This is a genomic window from Phytobacter sp. V91, from assembly GCF_965644225.1.
Classification (GTDB): domain Bacteria; phylum Pseudomonadota; class Gammaproteobacteria; order Enterobacterales; family Enterobacteriaceae; genus CBFFRJ01.
Map to the genome: position 1 here is coordinate 1 of NZ_CBFFRJ010000130.1, position 14658 is coordinate 14658.

Consider the following 14658-nt stretch of genomic DNA (forward strand, 5'->3'; position numbering starts at 1 on the left):
TCTCTTCTGATTTGTTAGCGCAACCAGTAGATCACACTTCATCGTGCCTTTCACTTTTTCTGGGGATTCCTCAGCCCTGTGGGAGAGGGCCGGGGTGAGGGCATCAGACCGCACGTGCCCACAATGGGGGGACATCAGCCCGCAGCTCCCTCAATTCCATCTTTCCCCCCTTCACATTCCCATCATCTCTCTGACGCCTGGTTGTCACTTCATTGTAATTAAACGGTTATTTTTCTGTCATTCGAGCGTGTCATGTTACCTCGCGAGCATAAAACGCGTGATATCGCGCATCCGGCACAACAAGAGAGAAAACCGAATGACACCGTTACGACACACAGCTTTAGGTCTGGCACTTGGGTTGATCTTCGCAGGCAACGCAATGGCCGCTACATCGATCCCGTTCTGGCATTCCATGGAAGGGGAACTGGGCAAAGAAGTTGAATCCCTGGCGCAACGTTTTAACGAAACCCACCCGGATTACAAAATTGTGCCGGTCTACAAGGGCAACTATGAGCAGAGCCTGAGTGCCGGTATTGCTGCGTTCCGTACCGGTAACGCCCCTGCCATGCTGCAGGTGTATGAAGTGGGTACGGCAACCATGATGGCTTCTAAAGCTATTAAGCCGGTGTATGAAGTTTTCAAAGATGCGGGTATCAACTTTGATGAGTCGCAGTTCGTGCCGACCGTTTCCGGCTACTACACCGACTCTAAAACCGGTCACCTGCTTTCTCAGCCGTTCAACAGCTCCACGCCGGTGCTGTACTACAACAAAGATGCCTTCAAAAAAGCTGGCTTAGACCCAGAGCAGCCGCCGAAAACCTGGCAGGATCTGGCAGCCTACACCGCCAAACTGAAAGCCGCAGGTATGAAATGTGGTTACGCCAGTGGCTGGCAGGGTTGGATCCAGATTGAAAACTTCAGCGCCTGGCACGGTCTGCCAGTGGCAACCAAAAATAACGGTTTTGACGGTACTGATGCGGTACTGGAATTCAACAAGCCGGAGCAGGTGAAGCACATCGCTTTGCTGGAAGAACTCAACAAGAAGGGCGATTTCAGCTACTTCGGTCGTAAAGATGAGTCCACTGAGAAGTTTTATAACGGTGACTGCGCCATTACCACCGCCTCTTCTGGCTCCCTGGCCGATATTCGCCATTACGCCAAATTTAACTACGGTGTTGGCATGATGCCTTACGACGCTGACGTTAAAGGCGCGCCGCAGAACGCCATTATCGGTGGGGCGAGCCTGTGGGTGATGCAGGGTAAAGACAAAGCCACCTATACCGGTGTTGCTCAGTTCCTGGAATTCCTCGCTAAACCAGAAAATGCTGCCGAATGGCACCAGAAAACCGGCTATCTGCCGATCACCACGGCGGCCTATGAGCTGACCCGTAAAGAGGGCTTCTATGATAAGAACCCTGGTGCCGATATCGCGACTCGTCAGATGCTGAACAAGCCGCCGTTGCCGTTCACCAAAGGTTTGCGCCTGGGCAACATGCCGCAGATCCGTACCATCGTGGATGAAGAGCTGGAAAGCGTCTGGACCGGCAAGAAAACCCCTCAGCAGGCACTGGATGCGGCTGTCGAGCGTGGTAACCAACTGCTGCGCCGTTTCGAGCAATCCACTAAGTCTTAATTTAAACCTTAACCCTCACCCTAACCCTCTCCCTCAAGGGGAGAGGGGACTGTCCGGTGCGGCTTTTTCTCTCTCACTCATCTGAACGGAGAGAATTGCACGGTGCAGTCTTTTCTCCCTCGCCCCTTTGGGGAGAGAGCAGGGGTGAGGGGACAAGAATTTTACGCTGAGCTTAACTATGTCCTCATCCCGTCCGGTGTTTCGTTCGCGCTGGCTGCCCTATCTGCTGGTCGCGCCCCAACTGGTTATCACCGTTATCTTCTTTATCTGGCCTGCGGGCGAGGCGCTGTGGTATTCCGTACAAAGCGTTGATCCCTTTGGGCTTTCCAGTACCTTTGTCGGCCTGGATAACTTTGTTGCCCTGTTTCATGACAGCTACTATCTGGACTCCTTCTGGACGACGATGCGTTTTAGCGCGCTTGTGACCTTTTTCGGCCTGTTCACCTCGCTCTTCTTTGCCGCCCTCGTGGATAACGTGGTGCGCGGCAGCCGTATTTACCAGACGCTGATGCTGCTGCCTTACGCAGTCGCCCCCGCGGTTGCCGCCGTATTATGGATCTTTCTCTTTAACCCGGGACGCGGGTTAATTACCCATTTCCTTGAGCAGTTTGGTTACGACTGGAACCATGCGCAGAACAGCGGCCAGGCCATGTTCCTGGTGGTCTTTGCGTCAGTCTGGAAGCAGATTAGTTACAACTTCCTGTTCTTCTTTGCTGCTCTGCAATCTATTCCTCGCTCGCTGGTGGAAGCCGCCGCGATCGATGGCGCCGGGCCGATACGCCGCTTCTTTAAGTTGTCCTTGCCGCTGATCGCCCCGGTGAGTTTCTTCCTGCTGGTGGTCAATCTGGTATACGCCTTCTTCGACACCTTCCCGGTGATCGATGCCGCGACGGCGGGTGGCCCGGTACAGGCGACGACCACGCTGATTTATAAGATTTACCGCGAAGGTTTTGTCGGCCTGGATCTCTCAGCCTCTGCCGCGCAGTCAGTGGTGCTGATGCTGCTGGTTATCGTGCTGACGGTGGTTCAGTTCCGTTATGTTGAAAGTAAGGTGCGCTACCAATGATTGAGAATCGCCCCGGACTAACCGTATTCAGCCATATCATGCTGATTCTGGGCATCGTGACCATCCTGTTTCCGATGTACGTTGCTTTTGTCACCGCCACGCTGGATATCAATGCCGTTTACGACACGCCGATGACGCTGATCCCCGGCGGCCACTTGTGGGAAAACCTGAGCACTATCTGGACCCAGGGTGTTGGGGTGAACAGTGCGCCATTCTGGCTGATGCTGACCAACAGTTTCGTGATGGCGTTTTCTATTACGGTGGGCAAAATCGCCGTCTCCATGCTCTCGGCCTTTGCCATCGTCTGGTTCCGCTTCCCGCTGCGTAATCTTTTCTTCTGGATGATCTTTATCACGCTGATGCTGCCGGTCGAAGTGCGTATTTTCCCGACGGTGGAAGTCATAGCCAACCTGAAAATGCTCGACAGCTACACCGGGCTGACGCTGCCGCTGATGGCTTCTGCGACAGCCACCTTCCTGTTCCGCCAGTTCTTTATGACGCTGCCGGATGAGCTGATTGAAGCTGCGCGCATTGATGGCGCCTCGCCGATGCGCTTTTTTTGGGACATCGTGCTGCCGCTGTCAAAAACCAATCTGGCGGCGCTGTTTGTTATCACTTTTATCTACGGCTGGAACCAGTATCTGTGGCCGCTGTTGATTGTCAGTGACGTCAATCTTGGTACTGCGGTTGCGGGTATCAAGGGGATGATCGCCACCGGCGAAGGCACCACACAATGGAACCAGGTGATGGCAGCGATGCTGCTCACGTTGATCCCTCCGGTCGTTATCGTTTTAGCCATGCAACGTGCGTTCGTTCGTGGCCTGGTTGATAGTGAGAAATAAGATGGCAGGATTAAAAATACAGGCCGTTACCAAAAGCTGGGACGGTGGCAAAACCCAGGTTATTCAGCCCTTAACACTGGATGTGGGCGACGGCGAATTTATTGTAATGGTTGGCCCCTCTGGCTGCGGTAAATCTACTTTACTACGTATGGTGGCCGGGCTTGAACGCGTGAGTTCAGGCGATATCTGGATCGACAGCCAGCGGGTGACAGAAATGGAACCCAAAGATCGCGGCATCGCGATGGTGTTTCAGAACTACGCCCTCTATCCGCATATGAGCGTGGCGGAGAATATGGCGTGGGGACTGAAAATTCGCGGCATGGGCAAAGAGCACATTGCAGAGCGGGTGAAGGAAGCGGCCCGTATTCTGGAACTGGAAAACCTGTTACAGCGCCGTCCGCGTGAGTTGTCCGGCGGGCAGCGTCAGCGTGTGGCTATGGGCCGCGCAATTGTACGCGATCCGGCGGTGTTCTTATTCGATGAGCCGCTGTCTAACCTTGATGCCAAACTGCGCGTTCAGATGCGCCTTGAGCTTCAGCACCTGCATCGTCGCCTGAAAACCACCTCCCTGTACGTGACGCACGATCAGGTGGAGGCCATGACCCTCGCCCAGCGCGTGATGGTGATGAACAAAGGCGTGGCGGAGCAAATTGGCACCCCGATTGAAGTCTATGAAAAACCGGCCAGCCGTTTTGTGGCGAGTTTTATTGGCAGCCCGGCGATGAACCTGCTGGACGGGCGCATCAGCCATACCGGTACCCATTTTGAGCTCGACAGCGGTATGGCCCTGCCGGTGAACTGGTTCTATCGGGGTTATGCCGGGCGTAAAATGACCTTGGGTATCCGCCCGGAACATATTGCGCTAAGCTCACAGGCCGCAGGTGGTGTGCCGCTGGTGCTGGATACGCTCGAAATGCTCGGCGCGGATAATCTGGCCCACGGTCGCTGGGGGGATCACAAACTGGTGGGTCGCCTGCCGCACCAGGAGCGTCCGGTGCAGGGCAGCACCTTATGGCTGCATTTGCCGGAAAATCACCTGCATCTCTTCGACGGTGAAACAGGACAACGCGTATGAGTAACTGGCCTTACCCCCATATTGTCGCCCACCGCGGCGGCGGAAAACTTGCGCCTGAAAACACCCTGGCGGCGATTGATGTGGGCGCTCGTTATGGCCACACCATGATTGAGTTTGACGTAAAGCTGTCAAAAGACGGGCATATTTTCCTGCTCCATGATGACAACCTTGAGCGTACCAGCAACGGCTGGGGTGTGGCGGGAGACCTGGAGTGGAGCGCGCTGCTGAATGTGGATGCAGGTAGCTGGTTTAGCGGCGAATTTAAAGGTGAGCCGCTGCCGCAACTGGTTGATGTGGCCGCACGCTGCCGCGACCACGGAATGAAGGCGAATATCGAAATCAAACCGACGACAGGCACCGGCCCGCTGACCGGGAAAGTGGTGGCGCTGGCGGCCCGGGAATTATGGCAGGGCATGGTTGCTCCGCTCTTGTCCTCGTTTGAGATTGATGCGCTGGAAGCGGCTCAGCAGGCCGCGCCGGAATTACCGCGTGGTCTGTTGCTCGACGAGTGGCGTGATGACTGGCAGGCACTGACGACGCGGCTTGGCTGTGTGTCCATTCATCTGAATCATCGTCTTCTCGACGAAGCGCGGGTGGCGATGTTACGTGATGCGGGGCTACGCATTCTGGTCTATACCGTCAACAACCCGCAGCGTGCTGCCCAGCTGTTACGTTGGGGCGTTGACGCAATTTGTACCGATGCTATCGACCTTATCGGGCCTGATTTTCAGCCTTAAGGCGTCACCGTTTTGAGGGGAATATTGGCCTGCGGCGTGCTTATCGTCGTCTGATTCAGCATGCCGTTGGTCTGTTTGCGCGGCAACGTATGCTGTTGTTGCATTAAGGTGCTGTCACTGTTCTGGCGCTGGTTCAGCATGCTGCCGTTATTGTTGGGCAGCATTTGCTTGCCTGCATCAAGCTCCCCTGGTTGCGATCTTTTTACCCGCTGACTGTTGTTATTAATCTGTGCTTCCAGGTGCTGCTGCTGGAGGCGGGACTGGGTCTGCACACTCTGATTCAACTTAAGCTTCTGCTGCTGTTGCTGATTGAGCATTTGCGTCTGCATGCGCTGCTGCGTTGGGTTCTGATAGCCCGGCAGGTTAGGGTTATTCAGGGTATTAATCGGCTGGGCAAAGGCGGTGAGGGGTAACAGTACCGCTACAAGAATCAGTCTTTTCATCGTCATTTCCTCCTTCTGAGGCTTTTCTTAAGTTTACTCGCTTTCCTTCATTACGATGATTTTTTAGGAGTTCTGAACCAGGCTTATGCGGGGACTGTCGCCCCAACTGACGGAGATCGACGATGATGAAACAGACGTTTGCCCGGTGGGTGCTCATTGCTGCTCTGACGGCGGGTGGGGGTTTTAGTGTTACAGCCGCCCCGCAGCCAGCGGCGGAGGCATCCCCGGTATCTTATGGCGTTGAGGCTGATGTTTTTCACCCGGTACGGGCGAAGCAGGGAATGGTGGCATCGGTGGATGACACCGCGACCCGCGTGGGTGTCGATATCCTTAAACAGGGCGGCAATGCTATTGATGCGGCGGTGGCGGTCGGTTATGCGCTGGCGGTTACTCATCCCCAGGCTGGCAACCTGGGGGGCGGCGGATTTATGCTTATCCGCACTAAAGAGGGAAAAACCACGGCTATAGATTTCCGTGAAATGGCGCCTGCTGCCGCCACTCGCGATATGTTCCTCGACGATCAGGGTAATCCTGACAGCAAAAAATCCCTCACTTCACATTTAGCCTCAGGTACGCCCGGAACGGTGGCGGGCTTCTCGCTGGCGCTGGAAAAATACGGCACGCTGCCGCTTAACAAAGTGGTGCAACCGGCAATCAAGCTGGCGAAACAGGGGTTTGTCGTCAACGATGCGTTAGCTGATGATTTGAAAACCTATGGCAGCGAAGTATTGCCCAACCACGAAAACAGTAAAGTCATCTTCTGGAAAGACGGCGAGCCGCTGAAGAAAGGCGACAAGCTGGTGCAGGCTAATCTGGGCAAGAGCCTTGAGATGATTGCCGAGAAAGGCCCGGATGCCTTCTACAAAGGGACAATTGCCGATCAGATTGCCCAGGAGATGAGTAAAAACGACGGTCTTATCAGCAAAGAGGATCTGGCTAACTACAAAGCGGTTGAGCGCACGCCCATCAGTGGGGAGTATCGCGGCTATCAGGTCTTCTCTATGCCGCCGCCTTCTTCCGGCGGGATCCACATCGTACAGATCCTCAATATCCTTGAGAACTTCCCACTCGCTAAATACGGCTTTGGTAGCGCGGATGCCATGCAGGTGATGGCCGAAGCGGAAAAATATGCCTATGCCGACCGCTCGGAATACCTGGGCGATCCGGATTTTGTCACCGTTCCCTGGCAGGCGCTGACCAGTAAGGAGTACGCCAAATCGCTGGCGGCGCAAATCGACGTCAACAAAGCCAGACCCTCGAGTCAAATCCGCCCGGGTAAGCTGGAGCCTTACGAAAGTAATCAAACCACCCACTACTCAGTGGTGGATAAAGAGGGCAATGCCGTTGCGGTGACCTATACCCTCAACACGACCTTTGGTTCAGGGATTGTGGCGGGTAATACCGGTATTCTGCTGAACAACGAGATGGATGATTTTTCCGCCAAACCTGGGGTGCCGAACGTTTACGGGCTGGTGGGCGGTGATGCCAACGCCGTTGGGCCTGGCAAGCGTCCGCTGTCTTCGATGTCACCAACTATTGTGGTGAAAGACGGGAAAACCTGGCTGGTGACCGGGAGCCCTGGCGGCAGCCGAATTATCACCACGGTGCTGCAAATGGTGGTGAACAGTATTGATTTTGGGATGAACGTTGCTGAAGCCACCAATGCGCCACGTTTCCATCATCAATGGCTACCGGATGAATTACGGGTCGAGAAAGGCTTTAGTCCGGATACCATTAAGCTGCTGGAACAGAAAGGGCAAAAAGTGGTGCAGAAAGCCGCAATGGGCAGTACGCAAAGTATTATGGTGGGCCTGGATGGCACATTGTACGGCGCATCTGACCCGCGCACGGTGGATGATTTAACGGCGGGATATTAATGTTCCTGCGGCCCTCTCCGTGGTCGGGAGAGGGCTGAACTGACGTTACTGTTTGATTCGCGCCATAAAACAGGCATCAATATACTCGCCGTTACGCAGGGCGAATTGCTTCCCGATACCTTCGGTTTCAAAACCAAACTTGCGATAGAGCGCAAGCGCCGAGGCATTATCGACGAAAACCGTCAGTTCAATGCGCTCAATGCGTAACCAGTTATCGCAGAGATTAACCATTTCGCGCATCAGGGTCGTGCCAACGCTGCGTCCGCGAAATTCATGGGCGACACTGATCCCAAAAGTAGCAACGTGGCTACGGCGCGGGTTTTGCTCCACGTCGACCACCAGGTGACCGACCACGACATCGTCAATGCAGGCTACCAGATGGCGGCGACCTGGCTGCGGTTTTAGCCTCTCCTGCCACATTTCCATCGAGGGATGAGGGAGTTGTAGCGTGTCATGATAGACCTCCGGATGCGTGGTTATGTGGCGTAAAGGCTCGGCATCACGGGCTTCTGCATGGCGTATCACGATACTACTCATTCCATTTCTCCTCGTTGAATGTTCCTCCCGAGATTCACTGAGTTCTCAATGTGAGTCAACTGCCATTATTTGCAAAAAGGGGTGGACAAGTGCGAATGATAATGATTATTATTGCCATGCATTCAGGGAAACCTTTGCGGTAGTCCTGAAAGCACGACATTGCTCACATTGCTTCCAGTATTTCTTAGCCAGCCGGGTGCTGGCTTTTTTTTTACTCAGGCGCCTTCGCTTTGAGCGGCTTCTTTTCCTTCCCGGGCTGCGCGTCGATAATCGAACCAACAACGTTTTTATTTTCCTGCGGCGTAGAGATAATTTCAGCCTGGCCGGAAAATTGTCCCCCTTTTTTTACCGCCAGATGCTGATATGCGAGTGTGCCGGTCATTTTTCCGTTGGTGCAAATTTCTACGCTATCGACAGCACACTGACCCATCACCGTACCGTCGATAATCAGTTCACGGCAGATAATGTTGCCCTCCACAGTCCCATCACGCATGACTTTAACGACGCTATCCGGCGCATTGATCGTGCCGTTCAGCGTGCCGTGGATATAGACCGGATCGGAAGAGACGATGTTGCCCTCAAAATGAACATTGCTGGCGATGACCGTATTGGCAAGCGTCTGTCCATTCGGCGTTACGTTTTCATCAATAATTGCAGCTGGAACGCTGGCTGAGTCAGGGGTTTCTCTGTTTTTGTGTTTGTTGAACATAGGGATAATCCATCCTTGTGAGGTGTAAATGGCGAAAGAGGCAAACGCCAGAAAGCCTGAGTAGCAGGCGACCGATGGTTTGCCAAAGTACCAGGTCAGCAGAGCAAACAACCAAAAAATATGGGTGAGGTTGATTAGCAGGTATTTCCTTCCCATCCGTGGTTTCCATAAGTTGCATGGCGGTGCCGTCAGCAATGTGAATTGCTGGCAGTTGAACGCAAAAAGTGCCCTTCACTTATCCAGAATTATGGCCTGATGGTCAAGAGTTATCCTGGCTTTTTATTTTGATAATTTTATTATTTATCAGTTAGTTATATTCTGTGTGAATGTTCTGGCGCGCATTGATATTAGCGGTGGATAGTTAATCCGCTACGGGCGGAAAGTATGAATTTGCTGATGACTGCGTTAAGGTTTAAGCCGACAAAGCATTACGCGTTGTACTTCATCTTGCCAGTGGCTGCGCTCAGCCACCCCGGCCTCCATAGTAATTAATCTTTGCTCCCGGAACCCGTCGCCGCCGGGAGAGAAACAAGGACAGCATTATGACCTTACATTGTGCATTTATCGGCTTTGGCAAAAGTACCACCCGCTACCATCTTCCCTATGTGCTGAACCGCAAAGATCGCTGGCATGTGGCTCATATCTATCGTCGTAACGCGAAGCCGGAAGAGCAGCACCCTTTGTATCAACATATTCATTTCACCAGTGACCTTGATGACGTTCTCAATGACCCGCAGGTCAGGCTGGTGGTTGTCTGTACTCACGCTGATAGTCATTTCGATTATGCAAAGCGGGCGCTGGAAGCCGGGAAAAACGTGCTGGTGGAAAAGCCATTTACGCCGACGATGGCGGAAGCTATCACCCTATTTGCGCTGGCAAAAAGCAAAGGGCTGACCGTTACCCCTTATCAGAATCGCCGTTTTGACTCCTGTTTTCTGACCACTAAAAAGGTTATTGAGAGCGGCAAGTTAGGCCAGATTGTTGAAGTGGAGAGCCATTTCGACTACTACCGGCCGGTTGCGGAAAGTAAACCCGGATTGCCGCAGGATGGTTCGTTTTATGGTCTGGGCGTACATACGATGGATCAAATAATTTCACTGTTTGGTCGCCCGGAGCATGTTGCTTATGACATTCGTAGTCTGCGCAATAAAGCCAACCCGGACGACACCTTTGAAGCCCAGCTCTTTTTTGGCGATCTGAAAGCGATTGTCAAAACCAGTCATCTGGTGAAAATCGATTACCCGAAATTTATCGTTCATGGCACCAGAGGCTCGTTTATTAAATTCGGTATCGACCAACAGGAAACCAGCCTCAAGGCCAATATCATGCCCGGCGAGCCAGGCTTTGCGGCGGATAAGAGCGTTGGTGTGCTGGAGTACATCGACGACGCAGGCGAAACGGTGCGTGAGACCCTGGCGCCGGAAACGGGAGATTATGGTCTGGTTTATGACGCGCTTTATGTCACCCTCGAAAACGGGGCGGAGAATTACGTCAAGGAATCTGATGTTCTGACCAATCTTGAGATCCTCGAACGGGCATTTGAGCAGGCCTCTCCCGCCACGGTATCCCTCGCAAAGTAAGGGGATTACAGGTCTGGTGACTCGTTCATTTTTTTTGAACAGAGGAGTCAATTTTCACCCTCTATGATTGTCGGTCGATCGAGTACACACTTACTCCATCGAAACGAACACGAGGGTGAAAACATGATTTACTTACGCAAAGCAAACGATCGTGGCCACGCAAATCATGGCTGGCTGGACTCCTGGCATACCTTTTCGTTTGCCAACTATCACGATCCTGATTTTATGGGTTTCTCCGCACTGCGGGTCATCAATGATGACGTGATTGATGCCGGGCAGGGGTTTGGCACCCATCCGCATAAAGATATGGAAATCCTGACCTATGTGCTGCAGGGTGCGGTGGAACATCAGGACAGCATGGGCAACAAAGAGCAGGTGCCAGCGGGCGAATTCCAGATTATGAGCGCCGGTACCGGGGTGCGTCACTCTGAGTACAACCCGAGCGCCACTGAGCCGCTGCGTCTGTACCAGATCTGGATTATTCCAGAAACGGCAGGCATTACGCCACGCTACGAGCAGCGTCGTTTTGATGCCACTCAGGGCCGCCAGTTGGTGCTTTCCCCGGATGCGCGTGATGGCTCACTGAAAGTGCATCAGGATATGGAACTGTATCGTTGGGCGCTGCTGAAAGATGAGCAGTCGGTGTATCAGGTCGCCGCGGATCGCAAAATCTGGATCCAGGTGGTAAAAGGCGAGGTGTCCATTAATGGCACCAAAGCGACCACCAGCGATGGTCTGGCCATCTGGGATGAGCAGGCGTTGTCGATTCATGCGGACAGTGACAGCGAAATTTTGCTCTTCGATCTGCCACCGGTTTGATGTCACGTAAATAAATGATGCAACCTTCTGGTTTACACCGGAAGGTTGCCTGTCGTCCGTGATAAACTGAACGCTTGTTTCCCCAGCTTATCTCTTCAGGACGATGAAAAAGAAAAGACCCGTACTTCAGGATGTGGCCGATCGCGTCGGCGTGACCAAAATGACGGTCAGCCGTTTCTTGCGTAATCCGGAGCAAGTCTCTATCGCGCTGCGGGGAAAAATAGCGGCTGCGCTTGATGAGCTGGGCTATATTCCGAATCGCGCCCCCGATATCCTCTCCAACGCTACCAGCCGTGCGGTGGGCGTTCTGCTTCCTTCTTTAACCAACCAGGTTTTCGCTGAAGTGCTGCGTGGTATTGAAAGCGTGACGGATGCTCACGGCTACCAGACTATGCTGGCGCACTTTGGTTACAAGCCGGAGATGGAAGAAGAGCGTCTCGAATCGATGCTCTCCTGGAATATTGATGGCCTGATCCTGACTGAACGCACTCATACCGCGCGTACCCTGAAGATGATTGAAGTAGCGGGTATTCCGGTACTTGAGTTGATGGACAGCATTTCTCCCTGCCTTGATATCGCCGTTGGCTTCGATAACTTCGAGGCGGCGCGGCAAATGACTGCGGCAATTATCGCGCGCGGGCATACCGGTGTGGCCTATCTGGGGGCACGTCTGGATGAACGTACTATTATCAAACAGAAGGGATACGAGCAGGCGATGTTTGATGCCGGATTAACGCCCTACAGTGTGATGGTGGAACAATCCTCCTCCTACTCAGCGGGCATTGACCTGATGCGCCAGGCCCGGCGTGAATATCCACGTCTTGACGGCATTTTTTGTACCAACGATGACCTTGCGATCGGCGCCGCCTTTGAGTGCCAGCGCCTGGGCTTAAGGATCCCGCAGGATATGGCCATTGCCGGGTTCCATGGTCATGACATCGGTCAGGTGATGGAGCCGCGTCTGGCGAGCGTACTGACGCCGCGTGAGCGTATGGGGCGGATCGGTGCGGAACGCCTTCTGGCGCGGATCCGAGGTGAAACAGTTACGCCAAAATTGTTAGATTTAGGTTTCACGTTGTCACCGGGTGGCTCAATCTAGATTCGAAAATTTTGAGCCATGTCACACTTATTCACTTCTGGCACGAATGGTTATTGCTTCTCCATTTCCCCGGCAGGACAATGTTACCGATAACTGTTACCCGTAACAAAACCTCTTTGTCTCAGTGGGAGCTACACTTTGAGCACGACTAATCATGAACACCACATCTACGTCCTGATGGGCGTATCTGGCAGTGGTAAATCCGCTGTCGCCAGTGAAGTGGCGCATCAAATCCATGCCGCGTTTCTCGATGGTGACTTCCTCCACCCACGCAGCAACATCATGAAAATGGCCTCTGGCGAGCCACTGAATGATGACGATCGCAAACCCTGGTTGCAGGCGCTGAATGATGCCGCCTTTGCCATGCAGCGTACCAATAAAGTCTCGCTGATTGTCTGCTCTTCACTGAAGAAGCGCTACCGCGACCAGCTGCGTGATGGCAATCCGAATCTCTCCTTCATCTATATGAAAGGTGATTTTGAGGTTATCGAGAGCCGCCTGAAAGCCCGTAAAGGCCATTTCTTTAAAACCCAGATGCTGGTGACGCAGTTTGAAGCCCTGGAAGAACCAGGCGCTGATGAGCAGGACGTCCTTGTTGTCGATATCGACCAGTCGCTGGAAGGGGTTGTCGCCAGCACAATTGCAGTGATCAATAAATAAAGGCAGTTGTTTTGAGTACATTAACGCTTGTTTTAACAGCAGTCGGCTCCGTTTTGCTGCTGCTGTTTTTGGTAATGAAAGCGCGTATGCATGCTTTCGTTGCATTGATGGTGGTTTCTATTGGAGCAGGCCTTTTTTCCGGCATGCCGTTAATTAAGATTGCGGCAACGATGGAAAAAGGGATGGGCGGCACGCTGGGCTTCCTCGCCATTGTGGTGGCCCTGGGTGCTATGTTCGGCAAAATTCTGCATGAGACTGGCGCGGTCGATCAGATTGCTGTGAAGATGCTCAAATCTTTCGGCCACAGCCGTGCGCATTACGCGATTGGCCTGGCTGGTCTGATTTGCGCTCTGCCTTTGTTCTTTGAAGTGGCGGTGGTGCTGTTGATTAGCGTGGCCTTCTCCATGGCGCGTCACACTGGAACAAACCTGGTGAAGCTGGTGATCCCGCTGTTTGCGGGTGTGGCGGCGGCAGCGGCGTTCCTGCTGCCAGGACCTGCGCCGATGCTGCTGGCGTCTCAGATGCACGCGGATTTTGGCTGGATGATCCTGATTGGTCTGTGCGCAGCCATTCCGGGGATGCTGATTGCCGGGCCGCTGTGGGGGAATTTTATCAGCCGTTATGTTGAGCTGCATATCCCCGATGACATCTCCGAGCCGCATCTGGGCGAGGGGAAAATGCCGTCATTCGCGTTCAGCCTGTCATTGATCCTGCTGCCGCTGGTGCTGGTTGGCCTGAAAACCATTGCTGCCCGTTTCGTTACCGAAGGTTCCAGCCTCTATAACTGGCTGGAGTTTATCGGTCATCCGTTCACCGCGATCCTGGTTGCCTGCCTGGTGGCGATTTATGGCCTGGCCATTCGTCAGGGTATGGCGAAAGACCGGGTGATGGAGATCTGCGGCCATGCCTTGCAGCCCGCGGGGATTATCCTGCTGGTGATTGGTGCTGGCGGAGTGTTCAAACAGGTTCTGGTGGATTCGGGTGTTGGCCCGGCACTGGGTGAAGCGCTGACCGGTATGGGGTTACCGATTGCCGTGACCTGTTTTGTGCTGGCAGCCGCCGTACGTATTATTCAGGGTTCCGCAACCGTCGCGTGTTTAACGGCGGTGGGTCTGGTGATGCCGGTGATTGAACAACTGCATTTCTCCGGCGCTCAGATGGCAGCCCTGTCGATTTGTATCGCGGGCGGTTCGATTGTGGTGAGCCACGTGAATGATGCGGGTTTCTGGTTGTTTGGAAAATTTACCGGTGCTACCGAAGCCCAGACGCTGAAAACCTGGACCTTGATGGAAACCATCCTTGGCACCACCGGTGCGATTGTCGGGATGATTGCCTTTACGCTGCTGAGTTAAGCGTTGGGGGACGGTGCGGTTTGATGCCCTCACCCCGGCCCTCTCCCACAGGGAGAGGGAGCAGACACTAAAAACGGCAACTAACAGCGTTGCCGTTTTGCTTTTACCTCCACGGGGAGAGGGAGCAAACACTAAAAAAGCAACTTGCGTTGCCTTTCAGATTGCTGACGAACCCCACGTTTTTCGTGGGGTTTTGTTTTTGTAGCGACCGCAGGTCGCGATCGCGATA

The 14658-nt window shown here is 53.7% G+C and carries 14 protein-coding genes; 11 read left to right on the top strand and 3 right to left on the bottom strand.

Features of this window, described 5'->3' with window-relative positions; genetic code table 11:
- The first annotated feature begins 316 nt into the window (after positions 1-316).
- From ugpB to ugpQ, 5 genes are all read left to right on the top strand, one after another.
- Positions 317-1633, top strand: coding sequence for a sn-glycerol-3-phosphate ABC transporter substrate-binding protein UgpB (ugpB, locus tag ACSZO4_RS20800; protein WP_437890982.1), 1317 nt, complete (start codon positions 317-319; stop codon positions 1631-1633).
- A gap of 178 nt (positions 1634-1811) precedes the next feature.
- Entirely contained in the window at positions 1812-2699 is an 888-nt protein-coding gene (gene ugpA, locus ACSZO4_RS20805) for a sn-glycerol-3-phosphate ABC transporter permease UgpA (protein WP_437890983.1), read from the top strand.
- Positions 2696-3541 carry a sn-glycerol-3-phosphate ABC transporter permease UgpE gene (gene ugpE, locus ACSZO4_RS20810; protein WP_437890984.1) on the top strand — a complete coding sequence of 282 codons (846 nt, stop codon included), beginning with the start codon at positions 2696-2698 and terminating at the stop codon, positions 3539-3541. The genes ugpA and ugpE overlap by 4 nt, the downstream gene beginning before the upstream one ends.
- 1 nt (position 3542) lies before the next feature.
- Positions 3543-4616, top strand: a complete 1074-nt coding sequence (locus ACSZO4_RS20815) for a sn-glycerol-3-phosphate import ATP-binding protein UgpC (RefSeq protein WP_437890985.1) — start codon at positions 3543-3545, stop codon at positions 4614-4616.
- Entirely contained in the window at positions 4613-5353 is a 741-nt protein-coding gene (gene ugpQ / locus ACSZO4_RS20820; protein ID WP_437890986.1) for a glycerophosphodiester phosphodiesterase, read from the top strand. Before ACSZO4_RS20815 ends, ugpQ begins: the two co-directional genes overlap by 4 nt.
- On the opposite strand, the gene ACSZO4_RS20825 is transcribed toward ugpQ, so the two are convergent.
- Positions 5350-5796, bottom strand: a complete 447-nt coding sequence (locus tag ACSZO4_RS20825; protein ID WP_437890987.1) for a DUF2756 family protein — start codon at positions 5794-5796, stop codon at positions 5350-5352. The two genes, ugpQ and ACSZO4_RS20825, sit on opposite strands and share 4 nt — an antisense overlap.
- A gap of 122 nt (positions 5797-5918) precedes the next feature.
- Here ACSZO4_RS20825 and ggt point away from each other — a divergent pair, with 122 nt between their 5' ends.
- Positions 5919-7673, top strand: coding sequence for a gamma-glutamyltransferase (ggt, locus tag ACSZO4_RS20830; protein ID WP_437890988.1), 1755 nt, complete (start codon positions 5919-5921; stop codon positions 7671-7673).
- A 45-nt stretch (positions 7674-7718) separates the two neighbouring features.
- On the opposite strand, the gene yhhY is transcribed toward ggt, so the two are convergent.
- Together yhhY and ACSZO4_RS20840 are read right to left on the bottom strand one after the other, a co-directional pair.
- Positions 7719-8210, bottom strand: coding sequence for an N-acetyltransferase (gene yhhY, locus ACSZO4_RS20835; protein WP_437890989.1), 492 nt, complete (start codon positions 8208-8210; stop codon positions 7719-7721).
- A 211-nt stretch (positions 8211-8421) separates the two neighbouring features.
- Entirely contained in the window at positions 8422-9075 is a 654-nt protein-coding gene (locus ACSZO4_RS20840; RefSeq protein WP_437890990.1) for a bactofilin family protein, read from the bottom strand.
- 386 nt (positions 9076-9461) lie between these two features.
- On the opposite strand from ACSZO4_RS20840, the gene ACSZO4_RS20845 reads away from it, so the two are divergent.
- The 5 genes from ACSZO4_RS20845 (at position 9462) to gntU (ending at position 14429) form a co-directional block, all read left to right on the top strand.
- The gene (locus tag ACSZO4_RS20845; protein WP_437890991.1) at positions 9462-10499 is read left to right on the top strand and encodes an oxidoreductase; all 1038 of its coding nucleotides are present in this window, start codon (positions 9462-9464) and stop codon (positions 10497-10499) included.
- Positions 10500-10622: 123 nt separating this feature from the next.
- Positions 10623-11318, top strand: a complete 696-nt coding sequence (locus tag ACSZO4_RS20850; protein ID WP_437890992.1) for a pirin family protein — start codon at positions 10623-10625, stop codon at positions 11316-11318.
- A gap of 103 nt (positions 11319-11421) precedes the next feature.
- The gene (gene gntR, locus ACSZO4_RS20855) at positions 11422-12417 is read left to right on the top strand and encodes a gluconate operon transcriptional repressor GntR (RefSeq protein ID WP_437890993.1); all 996 of its coding nucleotides are present in this window, start codon (positions 11422-11424) and stop codon (positions 12415-12417) included.
- A 138-nt stretch (positions 12418-12555) separates the two neighbouring features.
- A complete protein-coding gene (gene gntK, locus ACSZO4_RS20860; protein WP_437890994.1) occupies positions 12556-13077 on the top strand; it encodes a gluconokinase in 522 nt (173 codons plus the stop codon).
- Positions 13078-13088: 11 nt separating this feature from the next.
- Entirely contained in the window at positions 13089-14429 is a 1341-nt protein-coding gene (gntU, locus tag ACSZO4_RS20865) for a gluconate transporter (RefSeq protein WP_437890995.1), read from the top strand.
- Positions 14430-14658 lie beyond the last annotated feature (229 nt).

Bases quoted from the DNA above. Each gene is read 5' to 3' on its own strand.
- ugpB (WP_437890982.1), top strand. From the start codon at position 317: ATGACACCGTTACGACACACAGCTTTAGGTCTGGCACTTGGGTTGATC.
- ugpA (WP_437890983.1), top strand. From the start codon at position 1,812: ATGTCCTCATCCCGTCCGGTGTTTCGTTCGCGCTGGCTGCCCTATCTG.
- ugpE (WP_437890984.1), top strand. From the start codon at position 2,696: ATGATTGAGAATCGCCCCGGACTAACCGTATTCAGCCATATCATGCTG.
- ACSZO4_RS20815 (WP_437890985.1), top strand. From the start codon at position 3,543: ATGGCAGGATTAAAAATACAGGCCGTTACCAAAAGCTGGGACGGTGGC.
- ugpQ (WP_437890986.1), top strand. From the start codon at position 4,613: ATGAGTAACTGGCCTTACCCCCATATTGTCGCCCACCGCGGCGGCGGA.
- ACSZO4_RS20825 (WP_437890987.1), bottom strand. From the start codon at position 5,796: ATGAAAAGACTGATTCTTGTAGCGGTACTGTTACCCCTCACCGCCTTT.
- ggt (WP_437890988.1), top strand. From the start codon at position 5,919: ATGATGAAACAGACGTTTGCCCGGTGGGTGCTCATTGCTGCTCTGACG.
- yhhY (WP_437890989.1), bottom strand. From the start codon at position 8,210: ATGAGTAGTATCGTGATACGCCATGCAGAAGCCCGTGATGCCGAGCCT.
- ACSZO4_RS20840 (WP_437890990.1), bottom strand. From the start codon at position 9,075: ATGGGAAGGAAATACCTGCTAATCAACCTCACCCATATTTTTTGGTTG.
- ACSZO4_RS20845 (WP_437890991.1), top strand. From the start codon at position 9,462: ATGACCTTACATTGTGCATTTATCGGCTTTGGCAAAAGTACCACCCGC.
- ACSZO4_RS20850 (WP_437890992.1), top strand. From the start codon at position 10,623: ATGATTTACTTACGCAAAGCAAACGATCGTGGCCACGCAAATCATGGC.
- gntR (WP_437890993.1), top strand. From the start codon at position 11,422: ATGAAAAAGAAAAGACCCGTACTTCAGGATGTGGCCGATCGCGTCGGC.